Below are 14,315 nucleotides of genomic sequence, written 5' to 3'. Positions count from 1 at the left end.
TGTTCGTCGGTGAGGCGACCCGCCTGGCCTCCGTCTATGTAGATGCCATCTACGTAGACGGCATCTACATAGATGCTGCGGGAAACCCGTCGCGTTCAGCGGGCGGGCTGTTTCAGACTGGGGTGATGACGATCGTGGTGCCTCCGGCGTTGGCGGCGAATCATGTGAAGCAGGACGGTGAGGCGGGGCGGGCCTGGTCGGCGGGGTTGCCCGCGCTGGCGGAGCGTTATCTGCGGGAGTGGGAGCTGCGGCTCGACGGGGAGCCGAGGCACGGGGTCGTGTCGCTGGTGCTACCGGTGGTGCGGGCTGACGGCACGCCGGCGGCGCTCAAGTTGCAGCCCGTCACGGACGAGCACGCGACCGAGGGGCCGGGGCTGCGGGCCTGGGCCGGGAACGCGTCCGTGCTGTTGCTCGACGAGGATCCCGGCACCGGCGCCCTGCTGCTGGAGCGGCTGGACGCGGCCAGGCCGCTGTCCGCGCTGCCCGACGACATGAAGGCGCTGGAGATCCTCGCCGGGCTGCTCGCCCGGCTGGTGGCCGTGCCCGCGCCGCCCGAGATGCCGCGCCGGCTCGGGGACATCGCCCAGGGCATGCTCGACGACGTGCCGAAGGCGCTGGCCGCGCTGGGCGACGAGCGGGAGCGTCACTGGCTGCGGGTGTGCGCGGGAGCGGTCGGCGAGCTGGTCGCCGAGCCCGGCGACCGGCTCCTGCACTGGGACCTGCACTACGACAACGTGCTGGCCGCCGAGCGGGAGCCGTGGCTGGCCATCGACCCCAAGCCGCTGGCCGGCGACCCGGGGTTCGACCTCCTGCCGGCACTGGACAACCGGTGGGACGACGTGGTCGCCACCGGTGACGTGCGGCGGGCGGTGCTGCGGCGCTTCGACCTCATGGTCGACCGGCTCGGGCTCGACCGGCAGCGGGCGGCCGGGTGGACCCTGGGCCGGGTGCTGCAGAACTCGCTGTGGAGCATCGAGGACGGCGAGCCGGGCCTCGACGAGATCCAACTGGCGGTGGCCGAGGCGATGACCCACCGCCAGTAGGAGCCGCTCACCATGGGCAGCAGACGCCCGTAGACGGTGGGGGCGCCGGCTGTTGGCTGGTCGGTGTGGCCGGTCAGCCTACCTGGATGACGATCTTGCCGCTGCCGTGGCGGGTCTCGATCTCTCTGTGCGCGTCCGCCGCCTTTTCCAGCTCGTACGTCCTGCGTACCGGGAACTTCAGTTTGCCGGTGGCGTACAGGTCGGCGTAGCGGCCCAGGCGCTCGGCCGTACGGACGCCCTGGGTGGTGCGTACGCCCAGGGCGGCGGCCTTGGCGTGTTCGACCAGGGTCAGGATCCGGTCGGGGTCCTTGACGAGCTCCAGCGAGACCTCCAGCGCGTGCCCGCCCGCGCCGTCGAGCGCGGCGTGCACCCCGTCGGGCGCCAGGGCGCGGACCCGGTCGGCGAGGCCGTCGCCGTAGGCCACGGGGGTCGCGCCGAGGTCCCACAGGTAGGCGTGGTTCTCCTCGCGGGCGGTGCCGATCACGGTGGCGCCGCGCATCCTGGCGATCTGCACGGCGGCGGTGCCGACGGAGCCGGCGGCGGCGTGGACGAGCAGCGTGTCACCCGGCCCCACGGCCAGCCCGTCGAGCGCGATCTCGGCCGTCTGCACGCCGGCGGTCAGCCCGCCCGCGACCTCCCAGGGCACCCCGGCGGGCTTGGCGGTCACGTCTCCCGCGTTCACCACGACGTACTCGGCGTAGCAGCCGAGCAGCGAGAAGCCGAGCACCTCCGCCCCCAGCGGCACCCCGGTCACGTCCTCGCCCACCTGGTCCACCACGCCCGCGAACTCGTTGCCGGGAACGCGCGGCAGGTCGCCGGTCACGCCGGGCGGGGTCCAGCCGCCGCGCACGGCGGCGTCGAAGGGCTGGACGCCCGCCGTCCTGACCCGCACCCGCACCTGGCCCGGTCCCGCCTCCGGCGCCGGAAGCTCCATCACCCGCAGCACCTCGGGGCCGCCGAAGGCGGTGAACGCCGCGGCCCGCATCATCTCTTCACTCATGCGGGCCAGCCTGCTTCCTCAAGCGCGCTTGAGGTCAAGCTGTCTAACCATTCGGGAACTTTTTTCTTTAGTCGCCCTTTATCTAGATATAGTCCGACGAGTCAGGCACCGGGGGACGGGGCAACGAGTATTGAGTGAGTTCCTGCACGTCGCGTTGGACTTCCCGACGGTCGTTTTCAGCTTTCTGTTGATCGTCGTCGTCGGTTATTGGGTCGTGGTGATCACCGGCCTGTTCGACCTTGACGGCGCGGACGCGCCCTGGCTCGGGTTCGGCGGCGTGCCGGCCGGCGTCACGCTCTCCCTGCTGATCGCGACGGCCTGGCTGCTGAGCCTGATCGGGAGCCAGTTCGCGACCGGACCGCTGCTCTGGGCCGTGCCCGCCGTCGCCCTGGCGGGCGGCTGGCTGGGCACCCGGGCGCTGATCAGCCCGCTGCGGGGGCTGATGGCGAAGGAAATCCTCCCCTCGCGCGGCGACTTCGTCGGCCGCATGTGCGTGATCCGCACCGGCCTGGCGAACCACGACTTCGGCCAGGCCGAGGTCACCGCCGCCGACGGCTCCTCCGCCGTCGTCCAGGTCAGGACGACCGGTCAGGATCGCCTGGTCCGCGGCGACAACGCATTGATCTTCGAATACGACGCAGACGGCGAGTTCTTCTGGGTCATGCCTTACGAAAGTGAGCACTGATGGATGTCATCTCCACCGGCTTCGCGGTTTTCCTCGCTGTCGTCCTTGTCGTCGTCATAGGTCTGCTCGTCGTCATCAGCCGACTGTTCAGAAAGGTCGAACAGGGTAAAGCGCTGATCATTTCGAAGGTCAACAAGGTGGACGTGACGTTCACCGGCGCCATCGTTCTCCCCGTGGTGCACCGGGCCGAGACCATGGACATCTCGGTGAAGACCATCGAGATCGAGCGGACCGGCCGCGAGGGCCTGATCTGCATGGACAACATCCGGGCCGACATCAAGATCACGTTCTTCGTCCGGGTGAACAAGACCGCCGAGGACGTCATCAAGGTCGCCCAGGCCATCGGCACCGTGCGGGCCAGCGACGAGTCGACGTTGCAGGAACTGTTCAACGCCAAGTTCTCCGAGGCGCTCAAGACCGCCGGCAAGCAGCTCGACTTCGTCGACCTCTACACCAAGCGCGACGAGTTCCGCGACGAGATCATCCGCCTCATCGGCACCGACCTCAACGGCTACAGCCTTGAGGACGCGGCCATCGACTACCTGGAGCAGACCGCGCTGACGTCGCTCGACAAGAGCAACATCCTCGACGCCCAGGGCATCCGCAAGATCACCGAGCTGACGGCGATCGAGCACGTGCGCACGAACGAGTTCCAGCGCACCGAGGAGAAGGAGATCACCCGCCAGAACGTGGACGCCCGCGAGGCCATTCTGGAGCTGGAGCGCCGCCAGGCCGACGCCGAGGCCAAGCAGAAGCGCGAGATCCAGACCGTACGGGCCCGCGAGGAGGCGGAGATCGCCCGCGTGCAGGCCGAGGAGCGGTTGCGGGCCATGGCGGCCAACATCAAGACCGACGAGCAGCTCGGCGTACAGCAGGAGAACCGGGCCCGTGAGGTGGCCGTCGCGGAGAAGAACCGCGAGCGGGTGATCGCGATCGAGTCCGAGCGGATCGAGAAGGACCGCATGCTGGAGGTCATCGCCCGCGAGCGGGAGACCGAGCTGTCGCGCATCTCCAAGGACAAGGAGGTCGAGACCGAGAAGCGGTCGATCGCCGAGGTCGTACGGGAGCGCATCGCGGTGGACAAGACGGTGGCCGAGCAGGAGGAGGCCATCAAGCGGCTGCGCGTGGTCGAGGAGGCCGAGCGCACCCGCCAAGCGGTGATCATCGCCGCCGAGGCCGAGGCGCAGGAGAACCTGGTCAAGGGCATCAAGGCGGCCGAGGCGGCCGAGGAGGCGTCGAAGTTCAAGGCCCGCGAGGAGCTGGTGCTCGCCGAGGCCAGGCAGCAGGCCGCCGAGCTGGACGCCAGGGCGAAGATCCGGCTGGCCGAGGGCGTACAGGCCGAGACCGCCGCGGCCGGGCTGGCCGAGGCGCAGGTCAAGGAGCGGGGCGCGGAGGCGATCGAGAAGGTCGGCCACGCCGAGGCGATGGCGCTGGGCGAGAAGCTCAAGGCCGAGGCCGAAGGCGCTCGGGCGATGGCCCTGGTCGAGGGCGACCGGCTCAAGGCGCAGGCCGAGGGCGAGCAGGCGATGGCCGTGGCCTCCGCCGCCGCGATCGGCGAGAAGCTCAAGGCCGAGGCCGAGGGTCTGACGGAGAAGGCGGCCGCGATGGCGGCGCTGGACGACGCGAGCAGGGCGCACGAGGAGTACCGGCTGCGCCTGGAGACCGACAAGGAAGTACGGCTCAAGCAGATCGACGTGTCCCGCCACGTGGCGGAGGCGCAGGCGAGCGTGCTGTCCGCCGGTCTGGCCAAGGCGAACATCGACATCGTCGGCGGCGACACGATGTTCTTCGACAAGGTGGTCGGCTCGATCACCGCGGGCAAGGTGGTCGACGGGTTCGTCGAGCACTCCGACGTGGCCCGGTCCATGGCCGCGCCCTACCTGAACGGGTCCGCCAGCCTGATGCACGACCTGGCCGGCGTGGTCAGCGGGGTCAGCACCGAGGACCTGAAGAACCTCACCGTGTCGGCGCTGCTCATGCGGCTCATCCAGCAGGGCGGGCCGGACTCCGGGCCGCTGGGCGAGCTGCTGGACACGGCCCGCCGCCTCGGCGTGGCGGACTCGTTGGTGACGGCGCTGGTCCCCGCGAAGGTCTGACAGCGTGACCGACACTGCTCAGGAAAGCACCACCAATCTTGAGGCCGGCACGTACGAGGTGCTCAGGAACCGGCTCGGCGCCCAGGCCAAGGCGCTGTCGAAGGCGGCCGAGGCCGTCAACGCGCAGCGCCTGACGGTGTTCGGCGGCGCCGAGCTGCGACTGCTGGGCACCGAGCGGATCCGTACGGAGAACAACTGCGTCCCCAGGGACATCGTCTCCGTGGGCGACGTCATGCTGTTCGGCTACAACGTGTTCATCGGGCTCAAGCCGGAGACCGCGGTGACCGACGTGTTCGCCGTGCACCGCTTCACCCGGGAGGGTGACGCCTTCAGGTTCGATGCCGAGAAGCTGCCGGCCCTGGACGACCCGGCCTTCCGCAAGGACTTCTCCGAGCTCTACCGCTATTACAAGGAGACCAGCCTCGCGCAGCTCAGGCGGGTGGAGGGCAAGCTGCTGGCCGTCTTCCAGACGGGCCCGGCCGACCTCCGGGTCCTCCGCTGGACGGTCACCCCCACCGGGGTCATGAAATATCAGGACAGTCGGGGGGAGCGGGACCATGTCTTCCCGCCCTCCCACGACTTCGAGTGGACCCCCAGCAGCCGCGACGATCACGTCCTCGGCCGCCACCCGCACATCTCCATCGAGGACGAGGTGTTCGTCGAGACCGTCGGCGGCGACCTCACCATCAAGATCGAGAACAACACCGAGTCCGGCGCGGGCATCTACAGCGAGCCCGTCGCCGAGAAACTGCAGAGCCTGGCCGACGCCGACGTCGAGTACGCCCGCGTCGGGCCGCTCATCCTCATGCGGATCAGGCCGTACAAGGAGACCGAGTGGCGGCATCTGGTCTTCAACACCCGCACCAAGGCCGTGACCAGGCTCGACGGCATCGGGCAGGCCTGCCAGCGGCTGCCGGAGGACCAGGGGTTGATCTTCCCCGGCGGCTACTACCTGGCCACGGGGGTCAGCAAGACGTTCGACACCGACGTCAGCGACCTGGAGTTCGAGCGGATGGTCCGCTCGCCCAACGGCGAGGACGTGCTCTACGTCTTCCACGCCAGGGGTGACGGACGCTCGCTGCTGCTGCCGTACAACGTGATCAGGAAGGAGGTGGCCAACCCGATCGTCTGCCATGGGTTCTCGCTGTTCGACGACGGCACCATGGTGGTCTTCCGGGCCACCTCCGAGGAGCCGACGCGGGTGCACCCCATGCAGGTGTGGCAGACGCCGTACGTCTCCGACACCTACGCCGCCGCGCAGCCGACCGGCACCGGGCCGCTGGAGCGCATCGGCAACGCCGAGCTGGTGCGCGGCATCTCCGACTGCCTGTCGGTGTCGCGCATGGTCGAGGAGATGGCGCCGGGGGCGGCCACGTTCGAGGCGCTGATCGCCGCCTGCACGCGCACCTTCGACAGCTACCACTGGCTCGGCGAGCACGGCCTGCGCGGGCCGCTCGCCGACGTGCGCGCCACCGCCGAGCAGGTGCTCGACGAGTACGAGAGCGTGGCGCAGCTCACCCGCCAGGCCGCCGACACGCTGGAGGAGGCCGCCGAGGAGGTCACCCAGCTGCTGCGCCGGTCCAAGGGCGACTCCCCCGCGACCGCTGACGCCTGGGTCACCCTGCTGGCCACCCTGCGCCGGGCCCAGGGGCATCTGGTGACGCTGCGCGAGGTCCGCTACCTCGACCTCGCCCGGCTGGACGAGCTCGCCGCCGCCCTGACCGAGGAGGTCACCTCCGCGGGGCGGCGGGCCATCGCGTTCCTGGAACGGCCCGACGCGTTCACCGGCTATCACGCGGCCGTGGAGGAGCTCGCCGCGCAGGCCGCCGCGATCGCCACCGTGGCCGAAGCGGTACCGGTCACCGAGCGGCTGACCACCCAGGCGGAAGGGCTGGACGTCGTCACCGAGGTGGTCGGCTCGCTGGACATCGCCGACGCGACCGTACGCACCTCCATCCTGGGGCGTATCGCCGAGGTGCTGGGCGGCGTCAACCGGGCGCGGGCGCTGCTGGACGGGCGCCGGCGCGAGCTGCTCGGCGCCGAGGGCCGGGCCGCGTTCGCGGCCGAGTTCGCGCTGCTCGGCCAGGCCATCACCGGCGCGATGGCCGTCGCCGACACGCCGGCCAGGTGCGACGAGCAGCTCGGCCGGCTGATGATCCAGGTGGAGAACCTGGAGTCGCGCTTCGGTGAGTTCGACGACTTCGCCGACCAGCTCAACGCCAAGCGCGACGACGTGTACGAGGCGTTCTCCGCCCGCAAGCAGGCGCAGCTCGACGCGCTCGCCCAGCGGGCCGACCGGCTGTTCACCTCCGCCGAACGCACCCTCGGCAGCATCACCAGGCGGCTGTCCACGCTGGGCTCGCTCGACGAGGTCAACACCTACTTCGCCACCGACCCCATGGTGGCCAAGCTCCGATCCGTCTCGGCCGAACTGCGTGGCCTGGGCGACGCCGTACGGGCCGAGGAGCTGGAGGGCAGGGTCAAGGCGGCGCAGCAGGAGGCCGGGCGTGCCCTGCGCGACCGGCTGGACCTGTTCACCGACGGCGGGGAGAGCATCCGGCTCGGCCGCCACCGCTTCGCCGTCAACACCCAGCCGATCGACCTGACGCTGGTCCCGCAGCGGGGTCCGGACGGCGACGGCGTGGCGATGAACATGGTGATGAACTTCGCCATCACCGGCACCGACTACCGCTCCCCGGCCCCCGCCTCCTTCGCCGACACCCGCCCTTTCTGGGATCAACTGCTCGTCTCGGAGACCGCCGAGGTCTACCGCGCCGAGCACCTGGCGGCCTCCCTCCTGGACACCGCCGTCCCCGGCCCCGACCTGCCCGATCTGGTACGGCAAGCCGCCCAGGAGCGCTACGACGAGGGCTACGAGCGCGGAGTCCACGACCATGACGCCGCCGCCATCCTGGACGTCCTGCTCCGGCTGCGTGAAGGGGCGGGGCTGCTGCGCTACCCGCCAGAGGCGCGGGCCGCGGCCCAGCTTTTCTGGACGTACGGCGTGGAGGAGGTTTCACGTGCAACATTCGCCACCCGGGCCGGGTCGCTCGGCCGGGCCCGGACCGTCTTCGGGGCCTCGCCCGCGCTCGCGGCGCTGGCCGGGGAGCTCGGCGGGCTGATCGACGCCTTCCTGGGCACCATCGGCCGGCGGGACGCGGGGGGCGTGGCGGCGATCGCCGGGGAGTATCTCGTCGAGGAGCTCGCCGGTCAGCCCGACGGGTTCGTGACCAGCAAGGCCGCGCGGGAGCTGGTGACGGGGTTCCAGCGGCAGCTCGGGCCGGTCAAGGTCAAGGAGTTCGAGGCGGACCTGAAAGCCGTCGCGCTGCCGGAGCGGGTGCAGCTCGCCCAGGCCTGGATCGGCGCCTTCGACCAGGGGCCCGAGCTGGCCGAGGCGATCGCGGTGCAGCTCTGCGACCTGCCCCGGTACGACTCCGGCGCGGCCGTCTCCGCAACCGTGGAGGGGCTGCTGGGCGCCCACCCGCGCATCGCGGACCGGAAGCTGGAGATCCGGCTGGACGAGATGCTGGCCCGGACCAGGCGGTTCGCGGCCGAGCGGGTGCCGGCTTACCGGGCCTACCAGAAGCGGCGCGGCGAGCTCGTCGCCGCCGAGCGGGCCAGGCTGCGGCTGGAGGAGTACCAGCCCAAGGTGATGAGCGCGTTCGTGCGCAACCGGCTGCTGGACGAGGTCTACCTGCCGCTGATCGGCGACAACCTGGCCAAGCAGCTCGGGGCCGCCGGTGACGGGAAGCGGACGGACCAGATGGGGCTGCTGCTGCTCATCTCGCCGCCCGGCTACGGCAAGACGACGTTGATGGAGTACGTGGCCAGCCGCCTGGGACTGATGTTCGTCAAGGTCAACGGGCCTTCACTGGGGCACGGGGTGACGTCGCTGGACCCGGCGGAGGCGCCGAACGCCACGGCCAGGCAGGAGGTGGAGAAGATCTCCTTCGCGCTGGAGAGCGGCGGCAACACGCTGCTGTACCTCGACGACATCCAGCACACCTCGCCCGAGCTGCTGCAGAAGTTCATCTCGCTGTGTGACGCGCAGCGCCGCATCGAGGGCGTCTGGAACGGCCGCACCCGCACCTACGACCTGCGCGGCAAGAGGTTCGCCGTGTGCATGGCGGGCAACCCGTACACCGAGTCGGGGCAGCGTTTCCGGATCCCCGACATGCTCGCCAACCGCGCCGACGTGTGGAACCTGGGCGACGTCCTGTCGGGCAGGGAGGAGCAGTTCGCGCTGAGCTATGTGGACAACGCGCTCACCTCCAACCCGGTGCTCGCGCCGCTGTCGGCCCGCGACCGGTCCGACGTGGAGCTGCTGGTCCGCCTGGCCAAGGGCGACCAGGCCGTCCGGCCCGACCAGCTCCGCCACCCCTACTCGGGGCCTGAGCTGGAGCAGATCCTGAGTGTGCTGCGCAAGCTGGTGCGGGTGCAGGAGGTGGTGCTGGCCAACAACCGGGCCTACATCGCCTCGGCCGCGCAATCGGACGCCGCCCGCACCGAGCCGCCGTACCGGTTGCAGGGCTCCTACCGGAACATGAACAAGCTGGCCGAGCGCATCGTCCCCGCGATGAACGAGGCGGAGCTCGAAGCGATGATCGACGATCACTATCTGGGCGAGGCGCAGACCCTCACCACGGACGCCGAGGCGAACCTGCTCAAGCTCGCCGAGCTGCGCGGCCGCCTGACTCCTGAGCAGCGGGCTCGCTGGGCGGAGGTCAAGGCGGCCTACCTGCGGGACAAGGCGCTGGGCGGCGGCGAGGACGACCCGATGTCCCGGGCGGTCGGCGCCCTCGGGCTGCTGGCCGACCAGGTCCGCGAGGTCGGCTCGGCCATCAGGGGCTCATGACCGCGTCGTGATCCCTTGGCGCACGGTCGGCCTCGCGCCGGACGGCGGTGACGCCGCTGGAGGAACTATGCCGTACTGGCAGAGTCGGCCCGTGAGATGGCCTGCTCGCTCGCGGGCACCAGCGGCAGCCGGACGTCGGGGGTGGGGATCAGGCCCCGGGCGTGCAGGACGCCCTTGATGACCGTCGGGTTCGGCTCGGCGAACAGTGTGGCCGACAGCCGGGCGAGCCGGTGCCCCAGCGCCCTCGCGCGGGCGGCGTCCCCCGCCCGCCAGGCGTCGACCAGTTCGGCGAAGCGGTCGGTGGCCAGGTGCGCGGAGGCCAGGATGCCGCCCGACGCGCCGAGCGCGAGCAGCGGCGAGATGACCGCGTCGTCCCCGCCCAGCACGTCGAAGTCGTCGGGCAGGTCGCCGAGCAGGTCGATGGCGTCCTGGTCGATCCCGCCGGCGGCGTACTTCACCCCGGCGATCATCGGGTGGCCGCCCAGGTGGCGCAGCGTCGCGGCGCTCACCGCCTGACCGGTCCGGTAGGGAATGTGGTAGATCACCAGGGGCACCGGCGTCTCCTCCGCCAGCGCCTCGAAGTGCGCGACGACGCCGCGCTCGCCGGGCCGCAGGAAGTACGGGACCGTCACCAGTGCGGCCGCGACCCCCTCGGGCAGCGCCTTCAGCGCCTCGGCCGTGGACCTGGTGTCGTTCCCGGTGAGGCCCACGGTCAGCGGCACGCCGCGGGTCCGGCAGACCCGCGCGCAGACGTCGATCACCTGGGCGCGCTCCGCCGGGCTCAGCGCCGCGACCTCACCGGTCGTCCCCAGCGCCACCAGCCCGGACGCGCCCTGGTCGAGGACGTGGTCGGAGAGCTTCTCCACCGCGTCGGCGGCCACCTCGCCGGTGGCGGTGAACGGCGTGATCAGTGGTACATGAATTCCCGTCAGCATGTCTTCGAGCGTGCCCTGTCCGAACCCATTAGGTCCAGCGAATATTTCTGCGGTTCAGCGTAAGCTCATCTTATGCTCGACCCTCGCAAGCTCCACCTCCTGCGCGAACTGTCCCGGCGCGGCACGATCGCCGCCGTCGCCGAAGCCGTGGCGTTCACCCCGTCGGCGGTCTCCCAGCAGCTCAGCGCGCTGGAGAAGGAGGCGGGCGTGCCGCTGCTGGAGCGCACCGGCCGCACCGTCACCCTCACCCCCGCCGGTCACCTGCTGGTGGAGCACGCGCAGGCCGTACTGGAGCAGCTCGAACGCGCCTCCGCCGCGCTCGCCGGCGTCCGCGGCGGCCTGTCGGGCCCGCTGCGGGTCGGCGCGTTCCCGACGGCGGCCCGCGTCCTGCTGCCTCCGGCGCTCGCCGACCTGACCCGCGCCCACCCCGGCCTGGTCCCGATGCTCTCCGAGATCGACCCCGCCGACGTCTCGGCCGCCCTGGGCGCGGGCGAGCTGGACGTGGCACTGGTCCACGAGTACGACTTCGTGCCGCCCGTCACCGACCCGTCGCTGGAGACCGAGCCGCTCTTCAGCGAGCCGATCTACCTGACGAACCGCCCCTCGATCGCCGCGGCGGCCGCCGACCCGTGGATCGCCGCCAAACCGGGCACCCTCTGCTACACCATGACGATCAGAGCCTGCCAGGCGGCCGGCTTCGACCCGCTCGTCCGCCACCACCTCGACGACTTCGACACCGTCCTCGCCTTCGCCGCCGCCGGCCACGGCATCGCCCTGGTGCCCCGCCTCGCCGCCCTCGCCCCACCCCCCGAGGTCCGCCTCACCCGCCTCCCCCTGAGCCGCCGCACCCTGGCGGCCTTCAGACGCGGGTACGGGGAGCATCCGGCGATCAGGGCGGCCGTGGCCGCGTTCCGGTCGGCGAGCACGCTGCTGCCGGTTTAGTCGAATCGATCTAAGTAAGATGGAGTCTTCCTTAGATGAGATCGACCATGGAGGTGGCATGCGCACGTTCACCGCCGCCACGCCCCGGATCGCCGTGTCGAGGGCCGGCTTCGAGCCCGGTCTTCCTCTCCAGCAGTGGGGGCCGGAGGACCTGCTCGCCGCCTGGCGGTCCTGACGGGCCTCAGAGCAAGGCGTCGAAGACGGCCGTGGTGCTGGAGCGGGTGAAGTCGTCGTAGTCGCCCGCCGTCATCGCCACCACCATGTCCCGCGACGGGAGCACGGCGAGCCGCTGGCCGCCGTTGCCGTGGGCGGCGTACGTGCCTTCGGTGTCGAGGTACCACTGGTAGCCGTACCAGCGGTCGTCGGCGATCGGCACGCGGGGGCGCAGCATCTCGTCGAGCCAGGCGGCCGGCACGATGTCCCGGCCACCGTCGAGCAGCAGCGTCCCTATGGCCGCCAGGTCACGTGGCCGCAACCGCAGGCCCGCCGCCGCCATCGCCACCCCGTCCTCCCCGGCCGTCCACTCGAACGCGCCGATCCCGAGCGGCTCGAACAGGGCGGCCCGCGCGAACTCCGCCAGCGGTCGGCCCGTGCCTCGCGCGATGAGACCGCCGAGGAGCGCGGTGGCTCCCCCGCAGTACGACCATCGCCTGCCCGGCTCCTCGACGATGGGCCGTTCGAGGACGTAGCGGTATCGGTCGGGGGCCGCCTCCATGGCGAGCTCGCTGTTGGCCACGCTCGTGTACGGCACGCTCTCGTCCCATGCGAGGCCGAGTGTCATGGTCAGGGCGTGCTCGATGGTGAGGCGGGCGCGGGCCGGCTCGGCCAGCAGGTCCGGATATTCCGGAAATTGCCGTACGAGCTCCTCGCCCGGCTCCGGCACCAGCCCGTCCTGCCACGCGATCCCGTACAGCAGCGCGACGACGCTCTTGGAGATGGACCGCACGTCGTGCAGCGTCCCGGCGTCGAACCAGACCCGCCCGAGCGAGGTGCCGAGCCGGTGGTCCACGCCCTCGCCGTACCGCTCCAGCACCACCTGGCCCTGCTGGAGCACCACGAGGGCATGCAGGTTCGGCGCTTCACCAGCGCGCAGAACGGCGTCCACCCGATCCGCCATCGTCATGATTGCCTCCTGAAATCAGCAGTTCCGGCGGCAAATACTCGCATACAGCCCGTCTCGTCGTAATTTCTTCTCCTGTGGGTAGGTCGCTGACAAGCGGGTGAGAAAGTCGATCTGCTCCCCCGGTCGGCGAGACCTGAAGGTGTGACATGCACAAGCGCGAACCCTTCCCCTTCGAGCTGTCCGTGACAGTGAGCGAGCCGACACCCCACGGCATCGAGGAAGCCGCCTACCCCGTGGCCGAACGCTTCTTCGGCGACGGCGCCGAGCTGCACGTCGTCAGCGCCAAGGTAGAGCCGGACCTCACCGCCCCCGGAAACTTCCGCGCCACCATCACCTTCAGAAAACTGACGACGTAGGCCGCCTGCTCAGGGGCTCAGCCGCCAGAGCGCGGCCAGCGGCAGCGCCTTGAGCCGATCCCCGAACGACAGCGATTCCTGCCCGGAATACAGCACGAACCCTGCCAGAAAGCGCCTCCCGAGACGGCTCTGCAAATGACGCAGGCCGTGGAAATCGTCCCCTCGTACGGTCTCCGCCGCCTTGATCTCCACACCCACGAGGTCTCCGGAGGCATGCTCCAGCACAGCGTCCACTTCGATCTTGTCGCGGTCGCGGTAGTGGAAGAGCTGCACCGGCTCGTCGGCCCACGTGAGCTGGCGAGCTATCTCCCCAACGGCGAAATTCTCCAGCAGCGGCCCCACGGCACTGGTCGGCTCCATAGCGCGCTCAGGGGCCATGCCGATCAGTCTGCCGCCCAGCCCGGAATCGACCACGAGCAGCTTCGGCGTGGCAATCGCACGAGTGGTCACATTGGAGGACCACGCCGGGATTCTCTTGATGACGAACACCAGCTCCAGAAGATCCAGGTAACGCGACAAGGTCACGCGGGACATGCCCACGTCGCTGCCGAGCGCCTGCGTGACCGCGAGACCGCCCATGCGCGCGGCCACCACGCTGAGCAGCTTGCGCATTTCCGCGGGCCGCTGAATGTCGGTCAGCTGGCGCACGTCCCGAGTGATGAGATCGGATACGTAGGAGTCGAAGAATCTGGCACGACGGCGGCCAGGATCGCGTCGAACCGCCTCCGGATATCCGCCGCGCAGCGCCCGGCTGACGTAGTCACGCTTACCCAGCGTGGTCCTGAGATCGACGCCGGTACCCCGGCGAAACACGGCATCCACGAATCCGTCCGGCGCCGAATCGATCTCGCCCTGGGAGAGAGGCCACAATTCGATCGTCTCCGCCCGTCCCGGCAGGGCATCAGGAAGATCCCGAAGGTCGAGCAGGCGGGCGGAGCCGGTGAGCAGATAGCGTCCCGGCCGGGGATCTCGGTCGACCTCGCGCTTGATCGGCAGTAGCAGTTCAGGGGCTCGCTGGACTTCGTCTATCAGGAGCAGCTCATCATGCCGGACGAAGCCGACCGGATCTTCCCGCGCCGCGTCCAGGACGGCAGGGTCGTCAAGGTACAGCTCCTTGGCTCCCGGCCTGGCTTTGAGGATCGAACGGGCGAGGGTGCTCTTGCCGACCTGGCGAGCACCGTTGACCACCACGACGCGAGTGTCAGCCAGGGCTTCCAGAGCCATCGTTTCGGCACGGCGTGGATACAGATTCTCTTCAACCACGATCTCTAAGTTATCGC

Annotated in this window: 10 protein-coding genes; 6 read left to right on the top strand and 4 right to left on the bottom strand. The window is 70.3% G+C overall.

Annotated features, from left to right (window positions below; all coding sequences use genetic code 11):
* Nucleotides 1-125: 125 nt before the first annotated feature.
* On the top strand, nucleotides 126-1,043 hold the full coding sequence (locus OHA68_RS13985; protein WP_327108013.1) for an aminoglycoside phosphotransferase family protein: 918 nt from the start codon (nucleotides 126-128) through the stop codon (nucleotides 1,041-1,043).
* Between the two features lie 73 nt (nucleotides 1,044-1,116).
* Here OHA68_RS13985 and OHA68_RS13980 read toward each other — a convergent pair whose 3' ends face one another.
* Nucleotides 1,117-2,043 carry an NADP-dependent oxidoreductase gene (locus OHA68_RS13980; RefSeq protein ID WP_327108012.1) on the bottom strand — a complete coding sequence of 309 codons (927 nt, stop codon included), beginning with the start codon at nucleotides 2,041-2,043 and terminating at the stop codon, nucleotides 1,117-1,119.
* A gap of 130 nt (nucleotides 2,044-2,173) precedes the next feature.
* Here OHA68_RS13980 and OHA68_RS13975 point away from each other — a divergent pair, with 130 nt between their 5' ends.
* From OHA68_RS13975 to OHA68_RS13965, 3 genes are read left to right on the top strand one after another with little or no spacing between them, the layout of a single operon-like run.
* The gene (locus OHA68_RS13975; protein ID WP_327108011.1) at nucleotides 2,174-2,728 is read left to right on the top strand and encodes a hypothetical protein; all 555 of its coding nucleotides are present in this window, start codon (nucleotides 2,174-2,176) and stop codon (nucleotides 2,726-2,728) included.
* Nucleotides 2,728-4,824, top strand: coding sequence for a flotillin family protein (locus OHA68_RS13970; protein ID WP_327108010.1), 2,097 nt, complete (start codon nucleotides 2,728-2,730; stop codon nucleotides 4,822-4,824). The genes OHA68_RS13975 and OHA68_RS13970 overlap by 1 nt, the downstream gene beginning before the upstream one ends.
* Before the next feature lie 4 nt (nucleotides 4,825-4,828).
* A complete protein-coding gene (locus tag OHA68_RS13965; protein ID WP_327108009.1) occupies nucleotides 4,829-9,679 on the top strand; it encodes a DNA repair ATPase in 4,851 nt (1,616 codons plus the stop codon).
* 65 nt (nucleotides 9,680-9,744) lie between these two features.
* On the opposite strand, the gene dapA is transcribed toward OHA68_RS13965, so the two are convergent.
* Entirely contained in the window at nucleotides 9,745-10,614 is an 870-nt protein-coding gene (dapA, locus tag OHA68_RS13960; protein WP_327108008.1) for a 4-hydroxy-tetrahydrodipicolinate synthase, read from the bottom strand.
* 72 nt (nucleotides 10,615-10,686) lie between these two features.
* Here dapA and OHA68_RS13955 point away from each other — a divergent pair, with 72 nt between their 5' ends.
* Entirely contained in the window at nucleotides 10,687-11,556 is an 870-nt protein-coding gene (locus tag OHA68_RS13955; RefSeq protein ID WP_327108007.1) for a LysR family transcriptional regulator, read from the top strand.
* A gap of 181 nt (nucleotides 11,557-11,737) precedes the next feature.
* On the opposite strand, the gene OHA68_RS13950 is transcribed toward OHA68_RS13955, so the two are convergent.
* A complete protein-coding gene (locus OHA68_RS13950; protein ID WP_327108006.1) occupies nucleotides 11,738-12,679 on the bottom strand; it encodes a serine hydrolase domain-containing protein in 942 nt (313 codons plus the stop codon).
* A gap of 146 nt (nucleotides 12,680-12,825) precedes the next feature.
* On the opposite strand from OHA68_RS13950, the gene OHA68_RS13945 reads away from it, so the two are divergent.
* Nucleotides 12,826-13,035, top strand: a complete 210-nt coding sequence (locus tag OHA68_RS13945) for a hypothetical protein (protein ID WP_327108005.1) — start codon at nucleotides 12,826-12,828, stop codon at nucleotides 13,033-13,035.
* 9 nt (nucleotides 13,036-13,044) lie between these two features.
* On the opposite strand, the gene OHA68_RS13940 is transcribed toward OHA68_RS13945, so the two are convergent.
* On the bottom strand, nucleotides 13,045-14,298 hold the full coding sequence (locus tag OHA68_RS13940; protein WP_327108004.1) for an ATP-binding protein: 1,254 nt from the start codon (nucleotides 14,296-14,298) through the stop codon (nucleotides 13,045-13,047).
* Between the last annotated feature and the right edge of the window lie 17 nt (nucleotides 14,299-14,315).

The organism is Nonomuraea glycinis (assembly GCF_035920485.1).
GTDB classification, from domain to species: Bacteria; Actinomycetota; Actinomycetes; order Streptosporangiales; family Streptosporangiaceae; genus Nonomuraea; species Nonomuraea glycinis.
Note: the sequence above shows the minus strand (reverse complement) of the source record. Positions and strands in the feature narration are given on the sequence as shown.

Coding starts and splice junctions, on each gene's coding strand:
- dapA (WP_327108008.1), bottom strand. CDS start 10,614: ATGCTGACGGGAATTCATGTACCACTGATCACGCCGTTCACCGCCACC.
- OHA68_RS13970 (WP_327108010.1), top strand. CDS start 2,728: ATGGATGTCATCTCCACCGGCTTCGCGGTTTTCCTCGCTGTCGTCCTT.
- OHA68_RS13985 (WP_327108013.1), top strand. CDS start 126: ATGACGATCGTGGTGCCTCCGGCGTTGGCGGCGAATCATGTGAAGCAG.
- OHA68_RS13945 (WP_327108005.1), top strand. CDS start 12,826: ATGCACAAGCGCGAACCCTTCCCCTTCGAGCTGTCCGTGACAGTGAGC.
- OHA68_RS13955 (WP_327108007.1), top strand. CDS start 10,687: ATGCTCGACCCTCGCAAGCTCCACCTCCTGCGCGAACTGTCCCGGCGC.
- OHA68_RS13950 (WP_327108006.1), bottom strand. CDS start 12,679: ATGACGATGGCGGATCGGGTGGACGCCGTTCTGCGCGCTGGTGAAGCG.
- OHA68_RS13980 (WP_327108012.1), bottom strand. CDS start 2,043: ATGAGTGAAGAGATGATGCGGGCCGCGGCGTTCACCGCCTTCGGCGGC.